Annotated in this window: 4 protein-coding genes; all 4 read left to right on the forward strand. The window is 58.9% G+C overall.

The window, feature by feature from the left end:
- The first annotated feature begins 256 nt into the window (after positions 1–256).
- The 4 genes from glsA to siiEA all read left to right on the forward strand — a co-directional run bounded on the left by glsA (position 257) and on the right by siiEA (position 25,057).
- Entirely contained in the window at positions 257–1,189 is a 933-nt protein-coding gene (gene glsA, locus HUZ68_RS05915) for a glutaminase A (RefSeq protein ID WP_000883037.1), read from the forward strand.
- A 2-nt stretch (positions 1,190–1,191) separates the two neighbouring features.
- Complete coding sequence (locus HUZ68_RS05920) at positions 1,192–2,484, forward strand: APC family permease (RefSeq protein WP_000982170.1); 1,293 nt, start codon at positions 1,192–1,194, stop codon at positions 2,482–2,484.
- 337 nt (positions 2,485–2,821) lie between these two features.
- Positions 2,822–4,177, forward strand: a complete 1,356-nt coding sequence (locus HUZ68_RS05925) for a TolC family outer membrane protein (RefSeq protein WP_239594065.1) — start codon at positions 2,822–2,824, stop codon at positions 4,175–4,177.
- A gap of 102 nt (positions 4,178–4,279) precedes the next feature.
- On the forward strand, positions 4,280–25,057 hold the full coding sequence (gene siiEA / locus HUZ68_RS05930; RefSeq protein WP_239594067.1) for a BapA-related adhesin SiiEA: 20,778 nt from the start codon (positions 4,280–4,282) through the stop codon (positions 25,055–25,057).

Consider the following 25,057-nt stretch of genomic DNA (forward strand, 5'->3'; position numbering starts at 1 on the left):
ACTCCTTTAAGACAGTTTTGACTGGCTGTGATAAAGGTTAAACCTTCCAGCAAGGGGAAGGTCAAGAAATTAATAACCCAGGCGAGTAAAAGTCCGTAAAGATTAAAAAATCGGCTCGATTTGCATCAGGATTAGACATTTATCTCTTTGTTTTCCTGTAGTTAAGTTGCGGGTGCTAAGTTAAATCAGGATGCCTGAAAATCGGCACCGGGGTGAGGAATTACCTCCCGCATCTATAAAAAGGAGTTAACAAAAGATGTTAGATGCAAACAAATTACAGCAGGCAGTGGATCAGGCTTACACCCAATTTCACTCACTTAACGGCGGACAAAATGCCGATTACATTCCCTTTCTGGCGAATGTGCCTGGTCAACTGGCAGCAGTGGCTATCGTGACCAGCGATGGCAACGTCTATAGTGCGGGTGACAGTGATTACCGCTTTGCGCTGGAATCCATCTCGAAAGTCTGTACGTTAGCCCTTGCGTTAGAAGATGTCGGCCCGCAGGCGGTACAGGACAAAATTGGCGCTGACCCGACCGGATTGCCCTTTAACTCAGTTATCGCCTTAGAGTTGCATGGCGGCAAACCGCTGTCGCCACTGGTAAATGCTGGCGCTATTGCCACCACCAGCCTGATTAACGCTGAAAATGCCGAACAACGCTGGCAGCGAATTTTACATATCCAACAGCAACTGGCTGGTGAGCTGGTAGCGCTCTCTGACGAAGTCAACCAGTCGGAACAAACAACCAACTTCCATAACCGGGCCATTGCCTGGCTGCTGTACTCCGCCGGATATCTCTATTGTGATGCAATGGAAGCCTGTGACGTGTACACCCGTCAGTGCTCCACGCTCATCAATACTGTTGAACTGGCAACGCTTGGCGCGACGCTGGCGGCGGGTGGTGTGAATCCGTTGACGCATAAACGCGTTCTTCAGGCCGACAACGTGCCGTACATTCTGGCCGAAATGATGATGGAAGGGCTGTATGGTCGCTCCGGTGACTGGGCGTATCGTGTTGGTTTACCGGGCAAAAGCGGTGTAGGTGGCGGTATTCTGGCGGTCGTCCCTGGAGTGATGGGAATTGCCGCGTTCTCACCACCGCTGGACGAAGAAGGCAACAGTGTTCGCGGTCAAAAAATGGTGGCATCGGTCGCTAAGCAACTCGGCTATAACGTGTTTAAGGGCTGATCATGATGAACACGGAAGGTAATAACGGTAACAAACCCCTCGGTCTATGGAACGTCGTTTCCATCGGCATTGGGGCAATGGTGGGGGCGGGGATCTTCGCGCTGCTGGGGCAGGCTGCGTTGCTAATGGAAGCCTCGACCTGGGTCGCCTTTGCTTTTGGCGGTATTGTGGCGATGTTTTCCGGTTATGCCTATGCGCGTCTGGGGGCGAGCTATCCCAGCAATGGCGGCATTATCGACTTCTTTCGTCGCGGATTAGGCAACGGCGTCTTTTCGCTGGCGCTCTCGTTACTGTACCTGTTGACGCTGGCGGTGAGCATCGCCATGGTCGCCCGTGCTTTTGGCGCTTATGCCGTGCAGTTTTTGCATGAAGGCAGCCAGGAGGAGCACCTTATTTTGCTCTACGCGTTGGGGATCATTGCGGTGATGACGCTTTTCAACTCCTTAAGCAACCATGCGGTAGGGCGGCTGGAGGTGATCCTCGTCGGCATTAAAATGATGATCCTGTTATTGCTGATTATTGCCGGTGTCTGGTCGCTGCAACCGGCGCATATTTCCGTCTCTGCGCCCCCCAGCTCCGGTGCGTTCTTCTCCTGTATCGGGATAACCTTCCTTGCCTATGCGGGCTTTGGCATGATGGCGAACGCGGCGGATAAAGTGAAAGATCCGCAGGTCATTATGCCACGGGCGTTTCTGGTGGCAATTGGCGTTACCACGTTGCTTTATATCTCGCTGGCGCTGGTTTTGCTTAGCGATGTATCGGCATTAGAGTTAGAAAAATATGCCGATACCGCCGTAGCGCAGGCAGCTTCTCCGCTGCTCGGGCATGTGGGTTATGTGATCGTCGTCATCGGCGCTTTACTGGCGACGGCTTCAGCCATCAACGCGAACCTGTTCGCCGTGTTTAACATCATGGACAACATGGGCAGCGAACGCGAACTGCCGAAGCTAATGAATAAATCCCTGTGGCGGCAGAGTACCTGGGGCAACATCATTGTCGTGGTGTTGATTATGCTGATGACGGCGGCACTAAATTTAGGCTCACTCGCCAGCGTTGCCAGCGCCACCTTTTTGATTTGCTATCTGGCGGTGTTTGTGGTGGCAATCCGCCTGCGTCATGATATTCACGCCTCGTTGCCGATTCTTATCGTAGGTACGTTGGTGATGTTGTTGGTGATCGTTGGCTTTATCTACAGCCTGTGGTCCCAGGGCAGCCGTGCGTTGATATGGATTATTGGTGCAATCTTACTCAGCCTTATTGTGGCAATGGTCATGAAGCGCAATAAAACCGTATAACACCTCTCTGCGCGCAGTACTGCCTGTACTGCGCCTTTGTCTTTAATTCAAATTACCTTTCTTATTCCTTTAATAAATAAGTCACAAAAAAATGATATATACGCGATAAATCTGTGATGCTAATCACTTATTACCGTGGATTATTCTTAATGTGTATGATGGTAATCTAAAAGTCGTAGTGTATTCTAAATAAATAACGTATAAGCTTTTTAGCTGCATTTCTTTGCCAATATCAATGATCGACAAAAGAGATGCACAAGTTATTACCCTTCTTAATAAAATGAGACTGGTTATAAAAACCAGTTAAAATAATGACCTGGAAGGAAGTGACTTATCTATGGCGCGATTCCAGTTTAAAAGCCGTAAAAATAATGGGTTTATTTTTTTAATAAGTTTTATGGTGATGGGAGAAGCTACAATTGCTGCACCGCTGCCACAATGGGCGAACGCCCCAGCGGTAACGCCAGTTGCCCAATTATCCTTACAGGAAAGTATATTACGCGCCTTTGCGCGAAATCCCGACGTCACTCAACAGGCGGCGCAGATAGGCATTGGCGAAGCGCAAATTGATGAAGCCAAAAGTGCCTGGTATCCGCACGTTGGATTAACCGGCAACGCGGGGCCGTCCCGACAAACGGACTCCAGCGGCAGGCTTGATAACAACGTTTCGTATGGCATAACCCTGACACAGCTGGTGTATGACTTTGGTAAAACTAACAACGATATCAATCTGCAAACTGCCGCCCGTGACAGCTACCGCTTTAAATTGATGGCAACCTTAACCGATGTTGCAGAGAAAACGGCGACTGCCTACATGGAAGTCAGTCGTTATCAGACTTTGTGCGATGCGGCTCAACGCAATATTCACTCGCTGGAAAACGTCTACAACATGGCGGCATTGCGCGCTAACGCAGGCCTGAACTCATCGTCGGATGAATTACAGGCCCAGACGCGTATTGCCGGAATGCGCTCAACGCTGGAGCAATATCAGGCGCAGATGGCGAGCGCCAAAGCGCAACTGGCGGTGCTCACTGGCGTACAGCCGGAGGCGATAGCCGCGCCACCTGCTGAATTAGCCGAGCAGCCGGTATCGCTGAAGAATATTGATTACCAGTCCATCCCGCTGGTGCTGGCGGCAGAAAACTTACGCCAGTCAGCACAGTACGGCGTGGAAAAAACGAAAGCGCAATACTGGCCAACGCTCAGTATTCAGGGGGGTAAAACGCGCTACCAGACCAGCGACCGCTCGTATTGGGATGATCAGCTACAACTGAACGTTAACGCGCCGCTGTATCAGGGCGGCGCGGTTTCTGCCCAGGTGCAACAGGCCGAAGGGCAACAAAAAATCTCTGCCTCGCAGGTCGAACAGGCAAAACTGGATGTGCTGCAACGAGCGTCTGTGGCATATGCGAACTGGACCGGCGCACGGGGCCGTGAAGAAGCCGGTTTAGCGCAATCCGAAAGTGCGCACAAAACGCGAGATGTGTACCAAAATGAATATAAATTGGGTAAACGCAGTCTGAATGATCTATTAACCGTCGAGCAAGATGTCTTTCAGGCGCAATCGGCTGAAATAAATGCCAATTATGATGGCTGGGTCGCCGCCGTAAATTATGCCGCTGCGGTGAATAACCTTATTCCATTAGCGGGAATTAAACAGGGCTTATACAACGACTTACCCGACTTGAAATAATCCTGCCATTATTAATAGTGGGCCGTTGTTAAGTGATTACCTTTGTCTTATTTAGATAAATGGACTCGCTAAGGATGTGCGCCATTTATCAGGAATGCCATTATGAGCCTGATTATTGATGTTATTTCGCGTAAAACATCCGTCAAACAAACGCTGATTAATCCTGGCGACGTCACGGTTGTTATTTATGAGCCTTCCGTGGTGCAGGTTCATGCTCAGGCCTCTGCCGTTGCGCGTTACGTCCGTGAAGGAAATGACCTGCTGATCTATATGCAGGACGGCACGGTGATCCGCTGCAACGGTTATTTCCTGCAAGCGGCGAATACAGCTGAACAATCGGAACTGGTGTTTGCCGATGGGCAACAGCTAACCCATGTCACCTTCGCCGATACTGCTGCGGGTGGATTAGCCCCCGTAGAACTGACTGCCCAGACCACTGCGATTGAAAGCATTGCGCCGTTTCTTGATACCGTTGCTCAGACCAGCGCCTTCCCGTGGGGTTGGCTGGCGGGGGCGGCGGTAGGTGGTGGCGCGCTTGGTGCACTGCTGGCAAGCGGTGGCGATGGCGACTCGAAAACAGAAGTGATTAATAACCCTACGCCACCTGCTGAGCCTGGCAACGCCACACCATCATTTTTAGTTACCGATAATCAGGGCGATCAGCGCGGCATTCTCGCCACCAATGACATCACCGATGACACCACGCCAACCTTTAGCGGCAGCGGGCAGGCGGGGGCGACTATTCAGATTAAAGACAGTAACGGCAATACTATTGCCAGTACTCAGGTAGACAACAACGGTCACTGGAGTGTCTCGTTACCCACGCAAAGTGCAGGTGAACATACCTGGTCAGTGGTGCAAATTGTCGGCAGTACCATCACTGACGCCGGTTCGATAACGTTAACCATCGACAATAGTCAGGCCAGCGTGCAGGTTGCCACCACCGCAGGCGATAACATTATTAACGCCAGCGAACAGGCCGCCGGGTTTACGCTTTCTGGCACCAGTAGCCATCTGGCGCAGGGAACAGAACTCACCGTCACACTTAACGGCAAAACCTACACCACAACTGTAGGGGCTAACGGTGCCTGGAGCGTGCAGGTGCCGACCGCCGATGCACAGGCGTTAGGCGAAGGGAATCAGGCGGTACTGGTCAGTGGGAAAGACACCACAGGCAATACGGTCACCGGCGCGCAGCTGCTAACGGTCGATACCCAACCGCCAACGCTTGCCATCAACACCATCGCCCAGGACAACATCATCAGTGCTGCGGAACATAACGTCGCGCTGGTACTGAGCGGCACGTCGAATGCAGAAGCGGGGCAAACCGTAACACTGACCGTCAACGGGAAAAGCCATACAGCAACCGTCGGTAGCGACGGAACCTGGCAAGTGACGCTGCCTGCCACGGAGGTCCAGGCACTGGCAGAGGGTAATTACGCTGTCAATGCCAGTGTCAGCGATCGGGCAGGGAACACCACCAGCCACAGCGCCAATTTCACGGTAGACACCTCAGCACCCGTGGTCAGTGTTAATACCGTGGCGGGCGACGATATTCTTAATAATGCCGAGCAGGCCGTCGCGCAGATCATCTCCGGACAAGTTAGCGGTGCTTCTCCTGGCGATACGGTAACGGTGAAATTGGGCACTCATGTCCTGACGGGCATCGTGCTGGCAGATGGCAGCTGGAATGTGGCGCTGGACCCGGCGGTAACCCGCACGCTGGATCGCGGAGCCAATACGATTTTCGTCACCGTGACAGATGCTGCAGGAAATACTGGCGCGGCGTCTCGAGCAATCACGCTGGTCGGTGTTTCTCCGTTGATCACCATTAACACCGTCTCCGGCGATGACATTATCAGTGGCGCAGAAAAAGGTGCGCCACTGACCCTTACCGGTAGCACTCAACAGGCTGAGACAGGACAAACCGTCACAGTAACCCTGGCTGGACAGAGTTTTACCACTACCGTGCAGGCCGATGGCTCCTGGAGTCTGACGGTACCTGCCGCCGCGATGGGAAATCTGCCTGACGGCGCGGTGGCGATTACCGCTTCTGTGACGGATCTCAGCGGCAATACCGGCAACACCTCCCGCACCATTACCGTCGACAGCCAGGCCCCGGCCTTAAGCATTGATCCACTGACCGCTGATAACATCATTAACGCCGCCGAAAGCGGGCAGGATCTGCCCATCACCGGCACCACCGACGCCCAGCCAGGGCAGACGGTGACGGTGACGCTGAACGGGCAGACGTATCAGGGCGTCGTGCAGTCAGACGGCACCTGGAGCGTGACTGTGCCCGCCGCCAACATGGGCGCACTGGCTGACGGCAACGCTACGGTCACCGCCAGCGTGAACGATGTCGCCGGTAATCCGAGCAGCGTTTCGCGCGTGGCTCTGGTGGATGCCACGCCGCCGGTGGTAACAATTAATCCGGTGGCGACCGATAACGTCATCAACACGCCGGAACATACCCAGGCGCAAATCATCAGCGGTACGGTTACTGGCGCTCAGGCGGGCGATATCGTCACCGTGACGCTGAATAATGTGGATTACACCACGGTGGTGGATGGTTCCGGCAACTGGAGTCTGGGCGTTCCGGCCTCGGTGGTCAGTGGGCTGGCGGACGGCAGTTATCCTGTCAGCGTCTCGGTAACCGACAAAGCCGGAAACACGGGCAGCCAGTCACTGACTGTCACGGTCAATACCGCAGCGCCCCTTATCGGCATTAACAGCATTGCGGGCGATGATGTGATTAACGCCAGCGAAAAAGGGGCCGATCTCCAGATTACCGGCACCAGCGATCAGCCAGTGGGTACCGCCATCACCGTGACGCTCAACGGGCAAAACTATGCGGCGACGACCGATGCCTCCGGCAACTGGAGCGTCACCGTTCCGGCATCGGCGGTGACAGCATTAGGCCAGGCCAACTACACGGTAACGGCGGCGGTAACCAGCAGTATCGGCAACAGCGCCACTGCCAGCCATAACGTGCTGGTCGACAGTGCGCTCCCCGGCGTGACCATTAACCCGGTGGCAACCGACGATATTATTAACGCCGCCGAAGCGGGCGTGGCGCAAACCATCAGCGGGCAGGTGACTGGAGCCGCCGTTGGCGACACGGTAACCGTGACGCTGGGCGGCAATACCTACACCACCACCGTTCAGGCCAATTTAAGCTGGAGCGTGAGCGTTCTGGCGGCAGATATTCAGGCGCTGGGCAATGGCGATTTAACGGTGAGTGCCTCAGTCACCAATCAAAACGGCAACACCGGCAGCGGCACGCGGGATATCACCATCGACGCCAATCTGCCCGGCCTGCGGGTCGATACGGTGGCGGGCGATGATGTGGTCAATATCATCGAACACGGGCAGGCGCTGGTTGTCACCGGCAGCAGTTCGGGGCTGGCAGAAGGCACGCCGCTTACCGTCACGATTAATAATGTGGAATACACCACCGCGGTGCAGGCCGATGGTAGCTGGAGCGTGGGCGTCACTGCGGCGCAGGTTAGCACCTGGCCTGCGGGGACGGTTAATATTGCTGTATCCGGGGAAAGTAGCGCCGGAAACTCGGTGAGCATTACGCATCCGGTGACGGTGGATCTCACTCCGGCAGCGATCACCATCAACACCATCGCCACGGACGATGTGATTAACGCCGCAGAAAAAGGCGCTGATCTAACCCTTTCCGGCACCACCACTAACGTAGAACCCGGTCAAACCGTCACCGTCACCTTTGGCGGGAAAAATTACACTGCCAGCGTAGCGAGCGATGGTAGCTGGACTGCCACCGTACCCGCCGCCGATCTGGCGTCATTACCCGAGGGCAGCGCCTCCGCACAGGCCAGCGTCAGCAATATCAACGGCAATAGCGCCTCGGCGGTGCACAACTACAGCGTCGACAGCAGCGCGCCAACCATCATTATCAATACCGTCGCCAGCGACAATATCGTCAACGCCAGCGAAGCCGATGCGGGTGTGACGGTGAGCGGCAGCACCACCGCTGAAGCGGGGCAGATTGTTACGGTAACGCTCAATAGCCCGACCGTGCAGACCTATCAGGCAACGGTGCAGGCGGACGGCAGCTGGAGCATCAATATTCCGGCGGCAGATCTTGAGGCATTGACCGATGGCAGCCACACCCTGACCGCCACAGTCAATGACAAAGCGGGCAACCCGGCGAGCACCACGCATAATCTGGCGGTGGATCTCACCGTTCCGGTACTCACCATCAACACCATTGCGGGCGATGACATTATAAACGCCACCGAACACGGGCAGGCGCTGGTGATTTCCGGTTCCAGCACCGGCGGAGAAGCGGGGGATGTCGTCACCGTCACGCTAAACAGTAAAACCTATACAACAACCCTGGATGCCTCCGGCAACTGGAGCGTCGGCGTTCCGGCGGCGGATGTCACCGCGCTGGGTAGCGGCCCGCAAACCGTGACTGCGACCGTTACCGATGCCGCCGGTAACAGCGATAGTGAGACGCACACGGTCACCGTTAACCTTACCGCGCCGACCATTGGCATTAACACCATCGCCACCGATGACGTGATTAACGCCACCGAAAAAGGCGCGGATCTGCAAATTTCCGGCACCAGCAATCAGCCAGCAGGCACCACAATTACGCTGACGCTGAACGGGCAAAATTACACTGCCACCACAGATGCTTCCGGCAACTGGAGCACCACAGTGCCAGCTTCCGCCGTAGGTGCGCTGGGCGAAGCCAGCTACACGGTGACGGCGAACGTCACCGACAGCGCAGGCAACAGCAATTCCGCCAGCCATAATGTGCAGGTTAATACCGCGCTGCCTGGCGTAACTATTAATCCGGTGGCGAGCGACGATATTATTAACGCTGCCGAATCGGGCGTAGCGCAGACCATCAGCGGCCAGGTCACGGGCGCGGCGGCGGGCGATACGGTTACCGTAACGCTTGGCGGGAAAACCTACACCGCTACCGTGCAGGGGAATCTAAACTGGAGCGTGGACGTTCCGGCGGCGGATATTCAGGCCATCGGTAATGGCGATCTGACGGTTAACGCCTCGGTAACCAACGGCGTTGGCAATACCGGCAGCGGTTCGCGCGAGATCGTGATAGACGCCAACCTGCCAGGTCTGCGCGTCGATACCGTGGCGGGCGATGATGTGGTTAACAGCATCGAACACGGTCAGGCACTGGTGATAACTGGTAGCAGCAGCGGGCTGGCGGCGGGCGCTGCGCTGACGGTGGTGATCAATAACGTCACCTATGGCGCGACAGTATTAGCCGATGGCACATGGAGCCTTGGCGTTCCGGCGGCAAATGTAGGCAACTGGCCTGCGGGTACGGTGAATATCACGGTTTCAGGTGCTACTAGCGCAGGAAACCCGGTCACCATCACCCATCCAGTCACCGTCGATCTGGCAGCTGTGGCGATCTCCATTAACACCGTTTCCGGCGACGATGTGATTAATGCCGCTGAAAAAAGTGCAGATTTAACCCTTTCCGGCAGCACCTCCGGCGTGGAAGTGGGGCAAACGGTCACCGTTACCTTTGGCGGGAAAACCTACACCGCCACCGTAGCAGGCGATGGCAGTTGGACAACCAGCGTACCTGCCGCCGATCTCGCCGCATTACGCGACGGCGACGCCACGGTACAGGCGAGCGTCAGCACTATTAACGGCAACACGGCTTCGGCGACCCACGCCTACAGCGTCGATGCCACGGCCCCGACGCTTGCCATTAACACCATCGCCACCGACGATATTCTGAACGCCGCCGAGGCGGGCAATCCGCTAACCATCAGCGGCAGCAGCACCGCCGAAGCGGGGCAGACGGTGACTGTCACCCTTAATGGTGTGACTTACACCGGTACCGTTCAGGCGGACGGCAGCTGGAGTGTCAGCGTACCAACGGCGGATCTCAGCAATCTGACCGCCAGCCAGTACACCGTTAGCGCCTCGGTAAGCGATAAAGCGGGTAACCCGGCGTCCGCTAACCACGGGCTGGCGGTGGATCTCACCGTACCGGTGCTGACTATTAACACCGTCTCCGGCGATGACATTATTAACGCTACCGAACACGGACAGGCGCTGGTGATCTCCGGTTCCAGCACTGGCGGGGAAGCGGGCGATGTCATCACCGTCACGCTAAACAGTAAAACCTACACCACCACGCTGGACGCTTCCGGCAACTGGAGCGTCGGCGTTCCGCTGTCAGATGTCACCGCACTTGGCAGCGGCCCGCAAACCATCACGGCCACGATTACGGATATCGCGGGTAATAGCGATGATGCTAGCCGCACGGTCACCGTAAATCTCACCGCGCCAACCATTGGCATCAACACCATCGCCACCGATGACGTGATTAACGCCACGGAAAAAGGCGCGGATCTGCAAATTACCGGCACCAGTAATCAGCCGGTGGGCACCACCATTACGGTGACGCTGAACGGGCAAAATTACACTGCTACAACTGATTCTTCCGGCAACTGGAGCGCCACGGTGCCAGCGTCAGCGGTTAGCACGCTGGGTGAAACTAACTACACGGTAACCGCGAACGTCACCGACAGCGCAGGTAACAGCAATTCCGCCAGTCATAACGTGCTGGTCAACAGCGCCTTGCCTGCCGTCACCATTAACGCGGTGGCGACCGACGATATTATTAACGCTGCCGAAGCGGGCAATGCGCAAACCATCAGCGGGCAGGTGACGGGTGCCGCGGCGGGCGACACGGTTACCGTTACGCTGGGCGGCAACACCTACACCGCTACCGTACAGGCTAATTTAAGCTGGAGCGTTAGCGTGCCAGCGGCGGATATTCAGGCGCTGGGCAACGGCGACCTGACAATTAATGCCTCGGTCACTAACGTCGTCGGCAACACCGGCAGCGGCTCGCGCGATATCACGATCGACGCCAATCTGCCTGGCTTACGGGTCGATACCGTGGCGGGCGATGATGTGATTAACAGCATTGAGCACAATCAGGCGCTGGTGATCACCGGTAGCAGCACCGGGCTGACGGCGGGAACGGCGTTAACGGTCGAGATTAACAACGTTACTTATGGCGCGACGGTGTTAGCCGACGGCACATGGAACCTCGGTGTTCCGGCGGCAGACGTCAGCAACTGGCCTGCGGGTACGGTGGATATCACGGTAAGCGGCACCAACAGCGCCGGAACAACCTCCACCATTACCCATCCGGTTACCGTCGATCTGTCGGCAGTCGCCATCACCATTAACACTCTCTCTGGTGATGATGTGATCAACGCCGTCGAAAAAGGCGAAACACTGGTTGTGAGCGGCAGCACCAGCGGTGTGGAAGCCGGGCAGACGGTGACCGTCATCTTTGGCGGCAAAAATTACACCACCACCGTGGAAGCCAACGGCAGCTGGACGGTGAATGTACCGCCTGCCGATCTCGCTGCGCTGCCGGACGGCGCGGGCAACGTGCAGGCGAGCGTCAGCAACATCAACGGCAATAACGCCCAGGCGGATCGTACGTACAGCGTCGATGCCACCGCGCCACTTGTGACCATCAACACCATCGCCAGCGACGATATCCTTAACGTGAGCGAAGCTGGCGCGGGGATCACCATCAGCGGTACCACCACGGCGCAGGCCGGGCAGACGCTCACCGTCACGCTCAATAACAACACGTACCAGACCACCGTTCAGGCGGATGGCACCTGGAGCGTGAATGTTCCGGCAGCGGATTTAAGCGGATTAACCGCCAGCAGTTACACCGTGACCGCCTCGGTGAGCGACAAAGCGGGTAACCCGGAAAGCGCCGACCACGCGCTGGCGGTGGACGTTACCGCGCCGGATCTCACCATAAACACCGTTTCGGGCGATGACATCATCAACGCCATCGAACACGGGCAGGCACTGGTCGTCAGCGGCATCAGTACGGGCGCGGAACCCGGCGATGTAGTGACCGTTACGCTGAACGGTAAAAACTACACCACCACGCTGGACGCCTCCGGTAACTGGAGTGTGGGTATTCCGGCTGCGGATGTCACGGCGCTGGCAACCGGAAGCCAGACGATCACTGCCAGCCTGAGCGATCGCGCGGGCAACAGCGACAGCACTACCCATAATGTGACCGTTGATCTCAGCGGCCCGACGCTGACCATCAGTATCGTCTCCGGTGATGACATTATTAATAATGCGGAGAAAACCCAGGATCTAATCATCAGCGGCGGCTCCAGCGGCCTGGCGACCGGCACCACGGTCACCGTGATGTTGAACGGCCTGGCGTACAGCGCCACCACCGACGGTTCCGGCAACTGGAGCGTTACCGTGCCCGCTTCGGCGGTCGGCGCACTGGGCGAGGCGGTGTATCAGATTAGCGCCAGCGCTACCGACAGCGCGGGCAACAGCGGCATCACCACCCATACGGTGAATGTTGAATCGCTCCTGCCTGGGGTGATCATTAATACCGTGGCGGGCGATGACATTATCAACGCGGCTGAAATCGCTGTGGCGCAGACCATCAGCGGGCAGGTCACGGGAACGGCGGCTGCGGGGAACACGGTGACGGTCATCATTGGCGGCAACCAATACACCGCCACCGTACAGCCAGATTTAAGCTGGAGCGTCAGCGTACCTGCGAACGTGTTGCAGGCGCTGGGCAACGGTGAGTTGACCATCAGCGCCTCGGTGACCAATTCCGCGAATAATACCGGCACCGCAACGCACGACATCGTAATAGACGCCAACCTGCCAGGTCTGCGCGTCGATACCGTGGCAGGCGATGATGTGATTAACAGCATCGAGCACACTCAGGCGTTGGTGATCACCGGTAGCAGTAGCGGACTGGCGGCGGGCGCGGCGTTGACGGTGGTTATCAATAGCGTCACCTACGGCGCAACGGTTTTAGCGGATGGTAGCTGGAGCGTTGGTGTTCCGGCGGCAGATGTCACAAACTGGCCTGCGGGGACGGTCAATATTGCCGTCTCTGGCACCAACACCGCCGGAACGACAACCAGTATTACCCATCCGGTGACCGTCGATCTCGCAGCCGTGGCGATCACCATCAACACCCTTTCCACTGACGATGTGATTAACGCCGCCGAGAAAGGCTCTGATTTGCAGCTCTCCGGCACCACCTCCGGCGTGGAAGCGGGGCAAACCATCACCGTTATCTTCGGTGGTAAAAGCTACACCACCACGGTTGCCACAGATAATAGCTGGGAGCTGACGATCCCCGCCGCCGATCTCGCAACCTTGCCGGACGGCGCAGCAAACGTTCAGGCCAGCGTCAGCAACGTCGCAGGGAACAGCGCCCAGGCAACGCATGCTTACAGCGTCGATGCCACTGCGCCCTCCGTCACCATCAACACCATCGCCAGCGACGATATTCTTAACGCCGCCGAAGCGGGATCTGCGCTGATCATCAGCGGCACCAGCACGGCGGAAGCCGGGCAGACGGTAACCGTGACGCTAAACGGCGTTAATTACAGCGGCAATGTGCAGGCAGACGGGAGCTGGAGCGTCAGCGTACCAACCGGCGATTTAGCTAGCCTTACCGCCAGCTCGTATACCGTTAACGCCTCGGTCAGCGACAAAGCCGGAAATCCGGCCTCGGCGACGCATAACCTGACGGTGGATCTCGTTGCGCCGGTCGTTACCATCAACACGGTAGCGGGCGATGACATCATTAACGCCACGGAACACGGACAGGCGCAGATTATCAGCGGCTCGGCAACGGGCGCGACTACCGGTAATACGGTTTCCGTGACGATTGGCACGACCACCTATACCACCGTGCTGGACGCCAACGGCAACTGGAGCATCGGCGTGCCTGCCAGCGTGATTTCCGCACTGGCGCAGGGCGATGTAACCATTACCGCCACGGTTACCGACTCCGCAGGCAACAGTGGCACGGCCTCGCACACTGTCAGCGTGGCGCTCGGTGCGCCGGTACTCGGCATTAACACCATCGCCGTCGATGACATCATCAACGCCACGGAGAAAGGCGCGGATCTGGCGATTACCGGTAGCAGCAACCAGCCTGCGGGCACGCAGATTACCGTTACGCTCAACGGGCAAAATTACACCACCACAGCCGATGCTTCCGGGAACTGGAGCGTGACCGTTCCGGCGTCTGCGGTTGGTACGCTTGGTGAAGCGACTTATACCGTGACCGCCTCCGCCACTGACGCCGATGGCAACAGCGGTTCCGCCTGCCATAACGTACAGGTTAATACCGCGCTGCCGGGCGTCACCATTAACGTGGTGGCAACGGACGATATTATTAACGCCGCCGAAGCGGGCGTGGACCAGACCATCAGCGGGCAGGTGACGGGTGCGGCGGCAGGCGACACGGTGACCGTCACGCTCGGCGGAGCGACTTACACCGCTACGGTGCAGGCGAATTTAAGCTGGAGCGTCGATGTTCCGGCCTCCGCGCTACAGGCGCTGGGTAACGGTGAGTTAACCGTTAACGCCTCGGTCACCAACGCCGTTGGCAACACCGGCAGCGGCACGCGCGATATCACCATCGATGCCAGTCTGCCTGGCCTGCGGGTGGATACCGTCGCGGGCGATGACGTGGTCAACATTATCGAGCACGGGCAGGCGCTGGTGATTACCGGCAGCAGCTCCGATCTGGCAGCGGGCAGCAACGTCACGCTGACCATAAACGGGCAAACCTATGTTGCGGCAGTGCTGGCGGATGGCTCATGGAGCGTCGGTGTTCCGGCGGCAGATGTCAGCGCCTGGCCTGCGGGGACGGTCACGATTACAGCCAGCGGCAACACCACCGCCGGAAACCCGGTCAGCGTTACGCATCCGGTGACTGTCGATCTCACGGCGGTGGCGGTGAGCATCAACACCATTACCGTCGATGATGTGATTAACGCCGCTGAAAAAGGCGCGGCGTTAACGCTCTCCGGCAGCACCTCTGGCGTCGAAGCCGGACAAACGGTTACCGTCACCTTTGGCGGCAAAACTTACAGCGCCACGGTGGCGGCTAACGGTTCCTGGAGTACCACGGTTCCGGCGGCAGATATGGCGGCCCTGCGTGATGGCGATGCCAGCGCACAGGCCAGCGTCAGCAATGTTAACGGCAACAGCGCCACCACTACTCACGCATACAGCGTCGATGCCAGCGCGCCAACGGTGACCATTAACACCATTGCGGGCGACGACATTCTTAACGCCGCCGAAGCCGGAGCGGCGCTGACCATCACTGGTAGCAGCACGGCGGAAGCGGGGCAGACGGTGACCGTCACCCTCAATGGCACAAACTATACCGGCACCGTACAGACGGACGGCAGCTGGAGCGTCAGCGTACCGCCAGCCGACTTAAGCGCCCTGACCGCCAGCAACTACACCGTTAGCGCGGCGGTGAACGACAAAGCCGGAAACCCGGCCTCAGTTAATCACAACCTGACGGTGGATACTTCTGTTCCGGTCGTCACCATCAACACGGTGGCAGGCGATGATGTGATCAACGCGACGGAACACGCCCAGGCACAGATCATCAGCGGCTCCGCCACCGGTGCGGCAACCGGTAGCACCGTGACGGTGACTATCGGCACAAATACTTTCACCACGGTGCTGGATGCCAGCGGCAACTGGAGCGTCGGCGTCCCGGCAAGCGTCGTCTCGGCGCTGGCAAACGGCACGGTGACCATTAACGCCAGCGTCACTGATGCCGGAGGAAACAGCGGCAGCACCACCCATCAGGTGATGGTCAATACCGGGCTGCCGACCATTACCTTTAACGCTATCAGCGGCGATAACGTCCTGAACGCCGATGAAAAAGGCCAGCCGTTGACCATCAGCGGCGGCAGTACGGGGCTGGCGACGGGCGCGCAGGTAACCGTCACGCTCAACGGTCACAACTACAGCGCCACCACCGACGCGTCGGGCAACTGGACCTTAACCGTGCCGGTGAGCGATCTGGCGGCATTAGGTCAGGCCAACTATACGGTCAGCGCCAGCGCCACCAGTGCGGCGGGCAACACCGCCAGCAGCCAGGCGAATTTACTGGTCGACAGCGGCCTGCCGGGCGTCACCATCAACACCGTGGCAGGCGACGATATTATCAACGCCGCCGAAGCGGGGGCCGATCAAACCATCAGCGGGGTGGTGACTCGCGCCGCCGCTGGCGATACGGTCACCGTGACGCTGGGCGGGAACACTTACACAGCGGAGGTTCAGCCCGATTTAAGCTGGAGCGTCACCGTTCCGACAGACGATTTACAGGCGTTGGGCAATGGTGATTTGACCATTACCGCCTCGGTCACCAACGCTAATGGCAATACGGGCAGCGGCACGCGGGATATCACCATTGATGCCAACCTGCCAGGGCTGCGGGTGGATACCGTGGCGGGCGATGATATCGTCAACAGCATTGAACACGGACAGGCGCTGGTGATCACCGGCGGCAGTAGTGGCCTGAATGCAGGTGCTGTGCTGACGGTTACCATCAACAGTGTGGCGTATTCCGCCACGGTACAGGCGGACGGAAGCTGGAGCGTTGGCATTCCAGCGGCAAACGTCAGCGCATGGCCTGCGGGGCCGTTAGCCGTTGACGTGGCAGGACAGAGCAGCGCCGGAAATCCGGTCAGCGTCAGCCATCCGTTCACCGTCGATTTAACGGCGGTGGCAATCAGCATCAACACCGTTGCCAGCGACGACGTGATTAACGCCGCCGAAAAAGGCACCGACCTGACCCTTTCTGGCAGCACCAGCGGGATTGAAAGCGGGCAAACCGTTACCGTCACCTTTGGCGGCAAAACCTACACCGCAAGCGTCGCCGCCAACGGAAGCTGGAGCGTGAACGTTCCGGCGGCAGATCTGGCAACTCTGCCAGACGGCGCGGCGAACGTGCAGGCCAGCGTCAGCAGCGCGAGCGGTAACAGTGCCTCGGCGACCCATGCGTATAACGTTGACGCCAGCGCGCCGACGCTCACCATTAATACTATCGCCAGCGACGATATTCTTAACGCCACAGAGGCCGGAAGCCCGCTCACTATCAGCGGCACCAGCACCGCCGAAACCGGGCAGACGGTCACCGTCACCCTTAACGGCGCAACCTACAGCGGTAATGTGCAGGCAGACGGTAGCTGGAGCGTCAGCGTTCCCACTTCAGCCTTAGGCGCGCTGACCGCAAGCAATTACACCGTCAGCGCCACGGTCAACGACAAAGCGGGCAACCCCGGCAGCGCCAGCCACAATCTGGCGGTAGATACCACCGCGCCGGTTCTCACCATTAACACCGTGGCGGGCGATGACATCATCAACGACGCCGAACACGCCCAGGCGCTGGTGATTTCCGGCACCAGCACGGGCGGGGAAGCGGGCGATGTGGTGAGCGTCGTGCTCAACGGCAAAACCTACACCACCACCCTGGATGCCTCCGGCAACTGGAGCGTTGGCGTACCGGCGGCGGATGTTACGGCGCTGGGTAGTGGTGCACAGACCATCACCGCCAGCGTCAGCGATCGGGCGGGCAACAGCGACGACGCCAGCCGCACCGTGACCGTCAGCCTCAGCGCGCCAGTGATTAGCATCAACACCATCGCGGGCGATGATGTGATCAACGCGACGGAAAAAGGATCCGATCTGGCGCTTTCCGGCACCAGCGATCAGCCTGCGGGTACGGCGATCACCGTCACGCTGAACGGACAAAACTACAGCGCCACTACCGACGCCTCCGGCAACTGGAGCGTAACCGTGCCCGCCTCGGCGGTCAGTGCGCTGGGCGAAGCGACCTACAGCGTGACGGCGAGCGTCACCAATGCTCAGGGTAACAGCAGCACCGCCAGCCATAACGTGCAGGTTAATACCGCGCTGCCGGGCATCACCATTAATCCGGTGGCGACGGACGATATTATCAACGCTTCAGAGGCAGGCAGCGCGCAAACTATCAGCGGCCAGGTAACCGGGGCGGCGGCGGGCAGCACCGTCACCGTTGAACTGGGCGGTAAAACTTACACCGCCACCGTCCAGGCTGATTTAAGCTGGAATGTGAGCGTACCTGCCGCCGACTGGCAGGCGCTGGGTAACGGTGAGTTAACGGTTAATGCCTCGGTGACCAACGCCGTTGGCAACACCGGTAGCGGCACGCGCGATATCACCATCGATGCCAGTCTGCCTGGCCTGCGGGTGGATACCGTCGCGGGTGATGATGTGGTCAATATCATCGAACACGCTCAGGCGCAGGTGATCACCGGCAGCAGCTCCGGCTTTGCCGCAGGCACGGCGCTGACCGTGGTGATTAATAACCAAACTTACGCCGCCACGGTGTTGGCGAATGGTACCTGGAGCGTCGGCGTACCGGCGACGGATGTCAGTAACTGGCCTGCGGGAACGCTGAATATTACCGTTAGCGGGGCGAACAGTGCCGGAACGCAAACCAGCATTACCCATCCGCTGACTGTTGATCTCACGACCGTCGCCGTCAGCATGAACAGCATCACCAGCGATGATGTGATTAACGTCGCCGAAAAAGGCGCGGCGCTAACGCTCTCCGGCAGCACGTCTGGCGTCGAAGCGGGGCAAACCGTCACCGTCACCTTTGGCGGCAAAAACTACACCACCACGGTGGCGGCTAACGGTAGCTGGAGCACCACCGTTCCGGCTGCGGATTTGGCGGCGCTGCGTGACGGCGATGCCAGCGCCCAGGTGCGGGTGACTAACGTCAACGGCAACAGCGCCACGGCAACGCACGAATACAGCGTCGATAGCGCCGCGCCAACGGTCACCATCAACACCATTGCCAGCGATAACATCATCAACGCCAGCGAAGCGGCGGCGGGCGTAACGGTGTCCGGCACCAGCACGGCGCAAACCGGGCAGACGCTCACCGTCACGCTTAACGGCACTAACTACCAGACCACGGTGCAGGCAGACGGCAGCTGGAGTTTAACGCTGCCCGCCAGCGACTTAACCGCACTTGCTAATAACGGCTACACCCTGACCGCCACGGTCAGCGATCTGGCGGGTAACCCTGGCAGCGCCAGCAAAGGCGTGACCGTCGATACCACTGCGCCGGTGATCAGTTTTAACACCGTGGCGGGCGATGATGTGATTAACAACGTCGAACACATTCAGGCGCAGATTATCAGCGGCACCGCCACGGGCGCGGTGGCGGGCGACCGCCTGGTGGTGACCATCGCCGGGCAGCAGTATGTCACCAGCACCGATGCCAGCGGCAACTGGAGCGTCGGCGTGCCTGCCAGCGTGATTTCCGGCCTTGCGGATGGCACGGTGACCATCAGCGCCACCATTACCGATAGCGCAGGCAACAGCAGCACGCAGACGCACAACGTGCAGGTGAACACGGCGGCAGTGTCGCTTTCGGTCAGCACCATCAGCGGCGATAATATTATTAACGCCGCCGAAGCGGGCAGTGCGCTGACCCTGAGCGGCACTGGCACTAATTTCGCGACAGGTACAGTGGTGACCGTGTTGCTTAACGGCAAAGGCTACAGCGCCACCATTCAGAGCAACGGGAGCTGGAGCGTGAACGTGCCTGCGGCGGATGTTGCGGCGCTCAGTGATGGCACCAGCTACACGGTTAGCGCCTCCGCTCAGGACAGTGCCGGAAACAGCGCCACGGCCTCGCGCAGCGTGGCCGTGGATCTCACCGCGCCGGTTATCAGTATTAACACCGTTTCGACGGACGACCGACTCAACGCTGCCGAACAGCAGCAGCCGTTAACCCTTAACGGCTCGACCAGCGCGGAAGTGGGGCAGACGGTCACCGTGACCTTTGGCGGCAAAACCTATACCGCTACGGTTGCCGCCAATGGTACCTGGGCGCTGAACGTGCCTGCAGCGGATCTGGCCGCGCTCGGGCAGGGCGCGCAGACCATTACCGCCAGCGTGAACGATCGCGCCGGTAACCCCGGACAGGCCACGCACGCCCTGACCGTCGATACCGTTGCGCCAACGGTCACCATCGCCACGGTGGCGGGTGACGATATTATCAACAACGCCGAGCAGCTTGCCGGGCAGACCATTAGCGGTACCACCACCGCCGAAGTGGGCCAGACGGTGACCGTTACCTTTAACGGGCAAACCTGGAGCGCAACGGTCGGCAGCGGCGGAAGCTGGTCGGTGTTTATTCCGGCGCAGCAGTTTGCCGGATTAAGCGACGGCAGCTACACCATTAGCGCGACGGTTAGCGATCAGGCCGGAAACCCCGGCAGCGCCAGCCGTGGCGTGACGCTGAACGGCGACGTGCCCACCGTCACCATCAACACCTTTGCGGGCGATGATGTGGTGAATGCAGCGGAACACGGCTCGTCGCTGGTTATCAGCGGCACCACCACCGCCCCAGTCGGGCAGACGCTGACCCTGACCTTAAACGGCAAAACCTACACCACCACGGTGCAGACGGGCGGTAGCTGGAGCTACACCCTCGGCAGCGCCGATGTCACCGCGCTGGCGGACGGCAACGCCTACGTGATTAACGCCTCGGTGAGCAACGCTATCGGCAACACCGGCAGCAGCAATCACACCATTACCGTCGATCTCAGCGCCCCGGCGATGGGTATTAATATCGATTCCCTGCAAGCCGACACTGGCCTTAGCGCCAGCGACTTTATCACCAGCGTCAGTCCGGTGGTGGTCAACGGCTCGCTCACCGCCGCGCTTGCCAGTAACGAGACGGCGCAAATCAGTATCGACGGCGGCGTAACCTGGATCACGCTCACCGTTACCGGCACGACCTGGCACTATAACGACAGCCGCACGCTGACCGATGGCAACTATCTCTATCAGGTGCGGGTGATTGACGCAGCGGGCAACGTTGGCGCGACCGACAGCCAGAATGTGGTGATCGACACTACCGCGCCAGATCCCGCGGTGAAAACCATCGCCATCAGCGCGATCACCACCGATACCGGATTGATCACTAACGATTTTGTCACCAGCGACACGACGCTTGCGGTGAGCGGCACGCTGGGCGCGGCGCTTTCTGCCGGTGAGTTCGCGCAAATCAGTATCGACGGCGGCACCACCTGGCAGAATCTTTCGGTAAGCGGTTTGACCTGGACCTGGCTTGACGGGCGTACGCTGACGGATGGCAACTACAACTATCAGGTACGGGTGATCGACACCGCCGGAAATATCGGCGCCACCGCAAGCCAGATAGTCACCGTGGATACCACCGCGCCGCTGGCGAGCAAAACCATCGCCATTGCGGGCATCAGCGATGACACCGGGTTAAGCAGCAGCGATTTTGTTACTCGCGACACCACGCTGACCGTGCGCGGCACGCTCGGCGCGGCGCTTGCCGCCGATGAACGGGCGCAAATCAGTCTCGACGGCGGTGTCACCTGGACTACGTTAACCGTCGTTGGCACCAGCTGGAGCTATGCCGATGGTCGCACGCTTACTGACGGCACCTGGAACTACACGGTGCGGGTGGTGGATCTGGCGGGGAACGTTGGGCAGACCGCAACGCAAAACGTGGTGGTCGACACCACCAGCCCGGAAGCGGCGAAAAGTATCACCATTACCGGTATCAGCGATGACACCGGAGCCAGCAGCAGCGATTTTATTACCAGCGACACCACGCTTACCGTGCGCGGCGTGTTGGGCGCGGCGCTCGGCGCTAATGAGTTCGCACAAATCAGTACCGACAACGGCGCAACCTGGGTGAACGTGACGCTAGCAGCAGACGGTCTGAACTGGAGTTACGTTGACGGACGAACCCTCACCAACGGCACCACCACCTGGCAGGTGCGGGTGGTCGATCTGGCGGGCAACGTTGGCGCAACCGGCAGCCAGTCGGCGCAGATTGACACCGTTAACCCGGCGCAGGTGCTCACCATCGCCAGCATTAGCACCGACACGGGGAGTTCGGCAACCGACTTTATCACCAGTGATACCACGCTCACGCTGACCGGTTCGCTGGGGGCGGGGCTTGCCAGCGGCGAAGTGGCACAGATTAGCCTTGATAGCGGCGCGACCTGGATCACGCTCACCACCAACGGTACACAGTGGACTTACACCGACAGCCGCACGCTGACCGACGGCAGCTACGTTTATCAGGTGCGGGTGCTGGATCTGGCGGGGAACACCGGCCCGGTGGTATCGAAAACGGTGGTGGTCGATACGATTAACCCTACCGCCACGCCAACCATTGTGTCGTATACCGATGATGTCGGGCAGCGGCAGGGGACATTAAGCAGTTCGCAGGCCACCGACGACACTACGCCGCTGCTGAACGGTGTACTCTCCGCGCCGCTTGCCAGCGGTGAAGTGGTTTACCTCTACCGTAACGGGCTGCTGTTAGGTGCGGTGACGATGGTCGGCGCTCTGAACTGGACCTACAGCGACAGCGGGCTGGTGAGCGGTGCCTATACCTACAGCGCGCGAGTGGTGGATCTGGCGGGGAATATCACCTCCTCCAGTGATTTTGTCCTGACGGTCGATACCTCTATTCCGACCACGCTGGCGCAAATCACCAGCCAGACCACGCGCGATACTACGCCGATTATCAGCGGGGTGATCACCGCCGCGCTTGCCAGTGGGCAGTATGTTGAAGTGGTGATCAACGGCAAAACCTACACCTCTGAACCGGGCGGCGCGGTAGTGGTCGATCCGGCGCACAACACCTGGTATGTACAGTTGCCGGATACCGATGCGCTGACAGTTTCCGCGACCGCCTATACCGTTACTGCGCAGGTAAAAAGTTCGGCGGGTAACGGCAATAACGCCAATATTAGCAACGGCACGGTGACGGTTAACGCGGCGATTGATTACACACCGACCTGGACCACCGCCAGCAAAACCACCGCCTGGGGGTTGACCTACGGCCTCGACTCGCACGGGATGTGGACGGTGCTGGCAAACCAGCAGGTAATGCAATCGACTGACCCACTCACCTGGTCGAAGACCGCGCTGACGCTGTATCAGAGCGGCAACAACTACGCCACCAGCTCCATCGCCGATTACGACCGTAACGGCACGGGCGATCTGTTTATCACCCGTGATGACTACGGTACAGGCTATATCAACGGCTTTACCAATAACGGCGACGGCACCTTTTCCAGCGCTATTCAGGTCACCGTCGGCACCCTGACGTGGTACGGCTCGATTGTGGCATTTGATAAAGAGGGCGACGGCTATCTCGACTTCTGGATTGGCGACGCGGGCGGGCCGGACTCCAACACCTTCCTGTGGAACAACGCAGGTACGCTGGTAGGTAACTCCACCACGTCGAACAGCGGCGGTAGCGCCACGGTGGGCGGGGCGGTGACGGGGTATCTTTCGCTCAACGAAGGTTCTGGCGTCGATCTGAACAATGACGGCAGGATCGACCTGGTTCAGCACACCTACAACCTGAACAACTATTACACGCTATCTTCGCTCATCAACCAGGGGAATGGGACGTTTGTCTGGGGGCAGAACACCACCAATACCTTCCTGAGCGGGGCGGGCAGTGGCGCTATGAGCAGCAGCGTTTCCATGACCTGGGCCGATTTCGATGGTGACGGCGATATGGATCTCTTCCTGCCCGCCAGCCAGGGAAGAGCTAACTACGGCTCGCTGTTATTCAACACCAACGGCGTACTGGGTAGCCCGGTGGCGGTGGGCGCAACGGCAACCACCTACGCCAGCCAGTTTAGCCTGGCAGTGGACTGGAACCATGACGGTCTGATGGATATCGCCCGTATCGCCCAGACCGGACAATCGTATCTTTACACCAACGTTGGTGGTGCCAGCAACTGGACACAATCAGCCCTCGGCGGCAGCCAGAGCGGTACCACCAGCGGCGTGGCGGCAATGGACTACGACTGGGACGGCGCGGTGGATGTGCTGGTGACCAAACAGTCGGGCAGCGTGTTCCTGATCCGCAACACCAACACGGTGAGCTACGGCACTTCGCTACACCTGCGCATCACCGATCCCAACGGCATTAACGTCTATTACGGCAATACCGTGAAGCTGTACAACTCGGCGGGAGTGCTGGTCGCCACGCAAATCATCAACCCGCAGTCGGGTATGGGGGTTAACGACACCTCGGCGCTGGTCAACTTCTACGGGCTGAATGCCGGAGAAACCTACAACGCGGTGCTGATCAAATCCACCGGCACCACCGCCAGCAATATCGACCAGACGGTCAACACCAGCTGGGGCGGTTTACAGGCCACCGATGCCACTCACGCTTACGATCTCAGCGCTGAAGCGGGTACCGCGAGCAACAACGGCAAGTTCGTCGGCACCGGCTATAACGACACCTTCTTCGCCACCGCAGGCACCGACACTTACGACGGTTCCGGCGGCTGGGTGTACAGCTCCGGCACCGGAACGTGGCTGGCGAACGGCGGGATGGACGTGGTTGATTTCCGGCTTTCGACGGTGGGCGTGACGGCTAACTTAAGCAGCACTGCCGCGCAGGCCACCGGTTTTAACACCTCGACATTTACCAATATCGAAGGCATTTCCGGCTCGAATTTTAACGACACTCTGACCGGCAGCAGCGGCGATAACCAACTTGAAGGGCGCGGCGGCAACGACACGCTCAACATCGGCAACGGCGGCCATGACACCTTGCTCTATAAACTGCTCAACGCCAGCGACGCCACTGGCGGCAACGGTTCGGATGTGGTGAATGGCTTTACGGTAGGCACCTGGGAAGGCACTGCCGACACCGATCGCATTGATATCCGCGAGTTGTTGCAGGGCAGCGGCTACACCGGAAACGGCAAAGCCAGCTATGTCAACGGCGTGGCGACGCTGGATGCGCAGGCCGGAAACATCGGTGACTTTGTCAAAGTCACCCAGAGCGGCAGCGACACCATCGTGCAGATCGACCGCGACGGCACGGGCGGCACTTTTGCGACAACTAACGTGGTCACGCTGACGGGCGTGCACACCGACCTCGCCACCTTGCTGGCGAATCATCAGTTGATGGTGGTGTAG

The organism is Shigella dysenteriae (genome assembly GCF_022354085.1).
GTDB lineage: Bacteria > Pseudomonadota > Gammaproteobacteria > Enterobacterales > Enterobacteriaceae > Escherichia > Escherichia coli.

Coding starts and splice junctions, on each gene's coding strand:
- glsA (WP_000883037.1), top strand. CDS start 257: ATGTTAGATGCAAACAAATTACAGCAGGCAGTGGATCAGGCTTACACC.
- HUZ68_RS05920 (WP_000982170.1), top strand. CDS start 1,192: ATGATGAACACGGAAGGTAATAACGGTAACAAACCCCTCGGTCTATGG.
- HUZ68_RS05925 (WP_239594065.1), top strand. CDS start 2,822: ATGGCGCGATTCCAGTTTAAAAGCCGTAAAAATAATGGGTTTATTTTT.
- siiEA (WP_239594067.1), top strand. CDS start 4,280: ATGAGCCTGATTATTGATGTTATTTCGCGTAAAACATCCGTCAAACAA.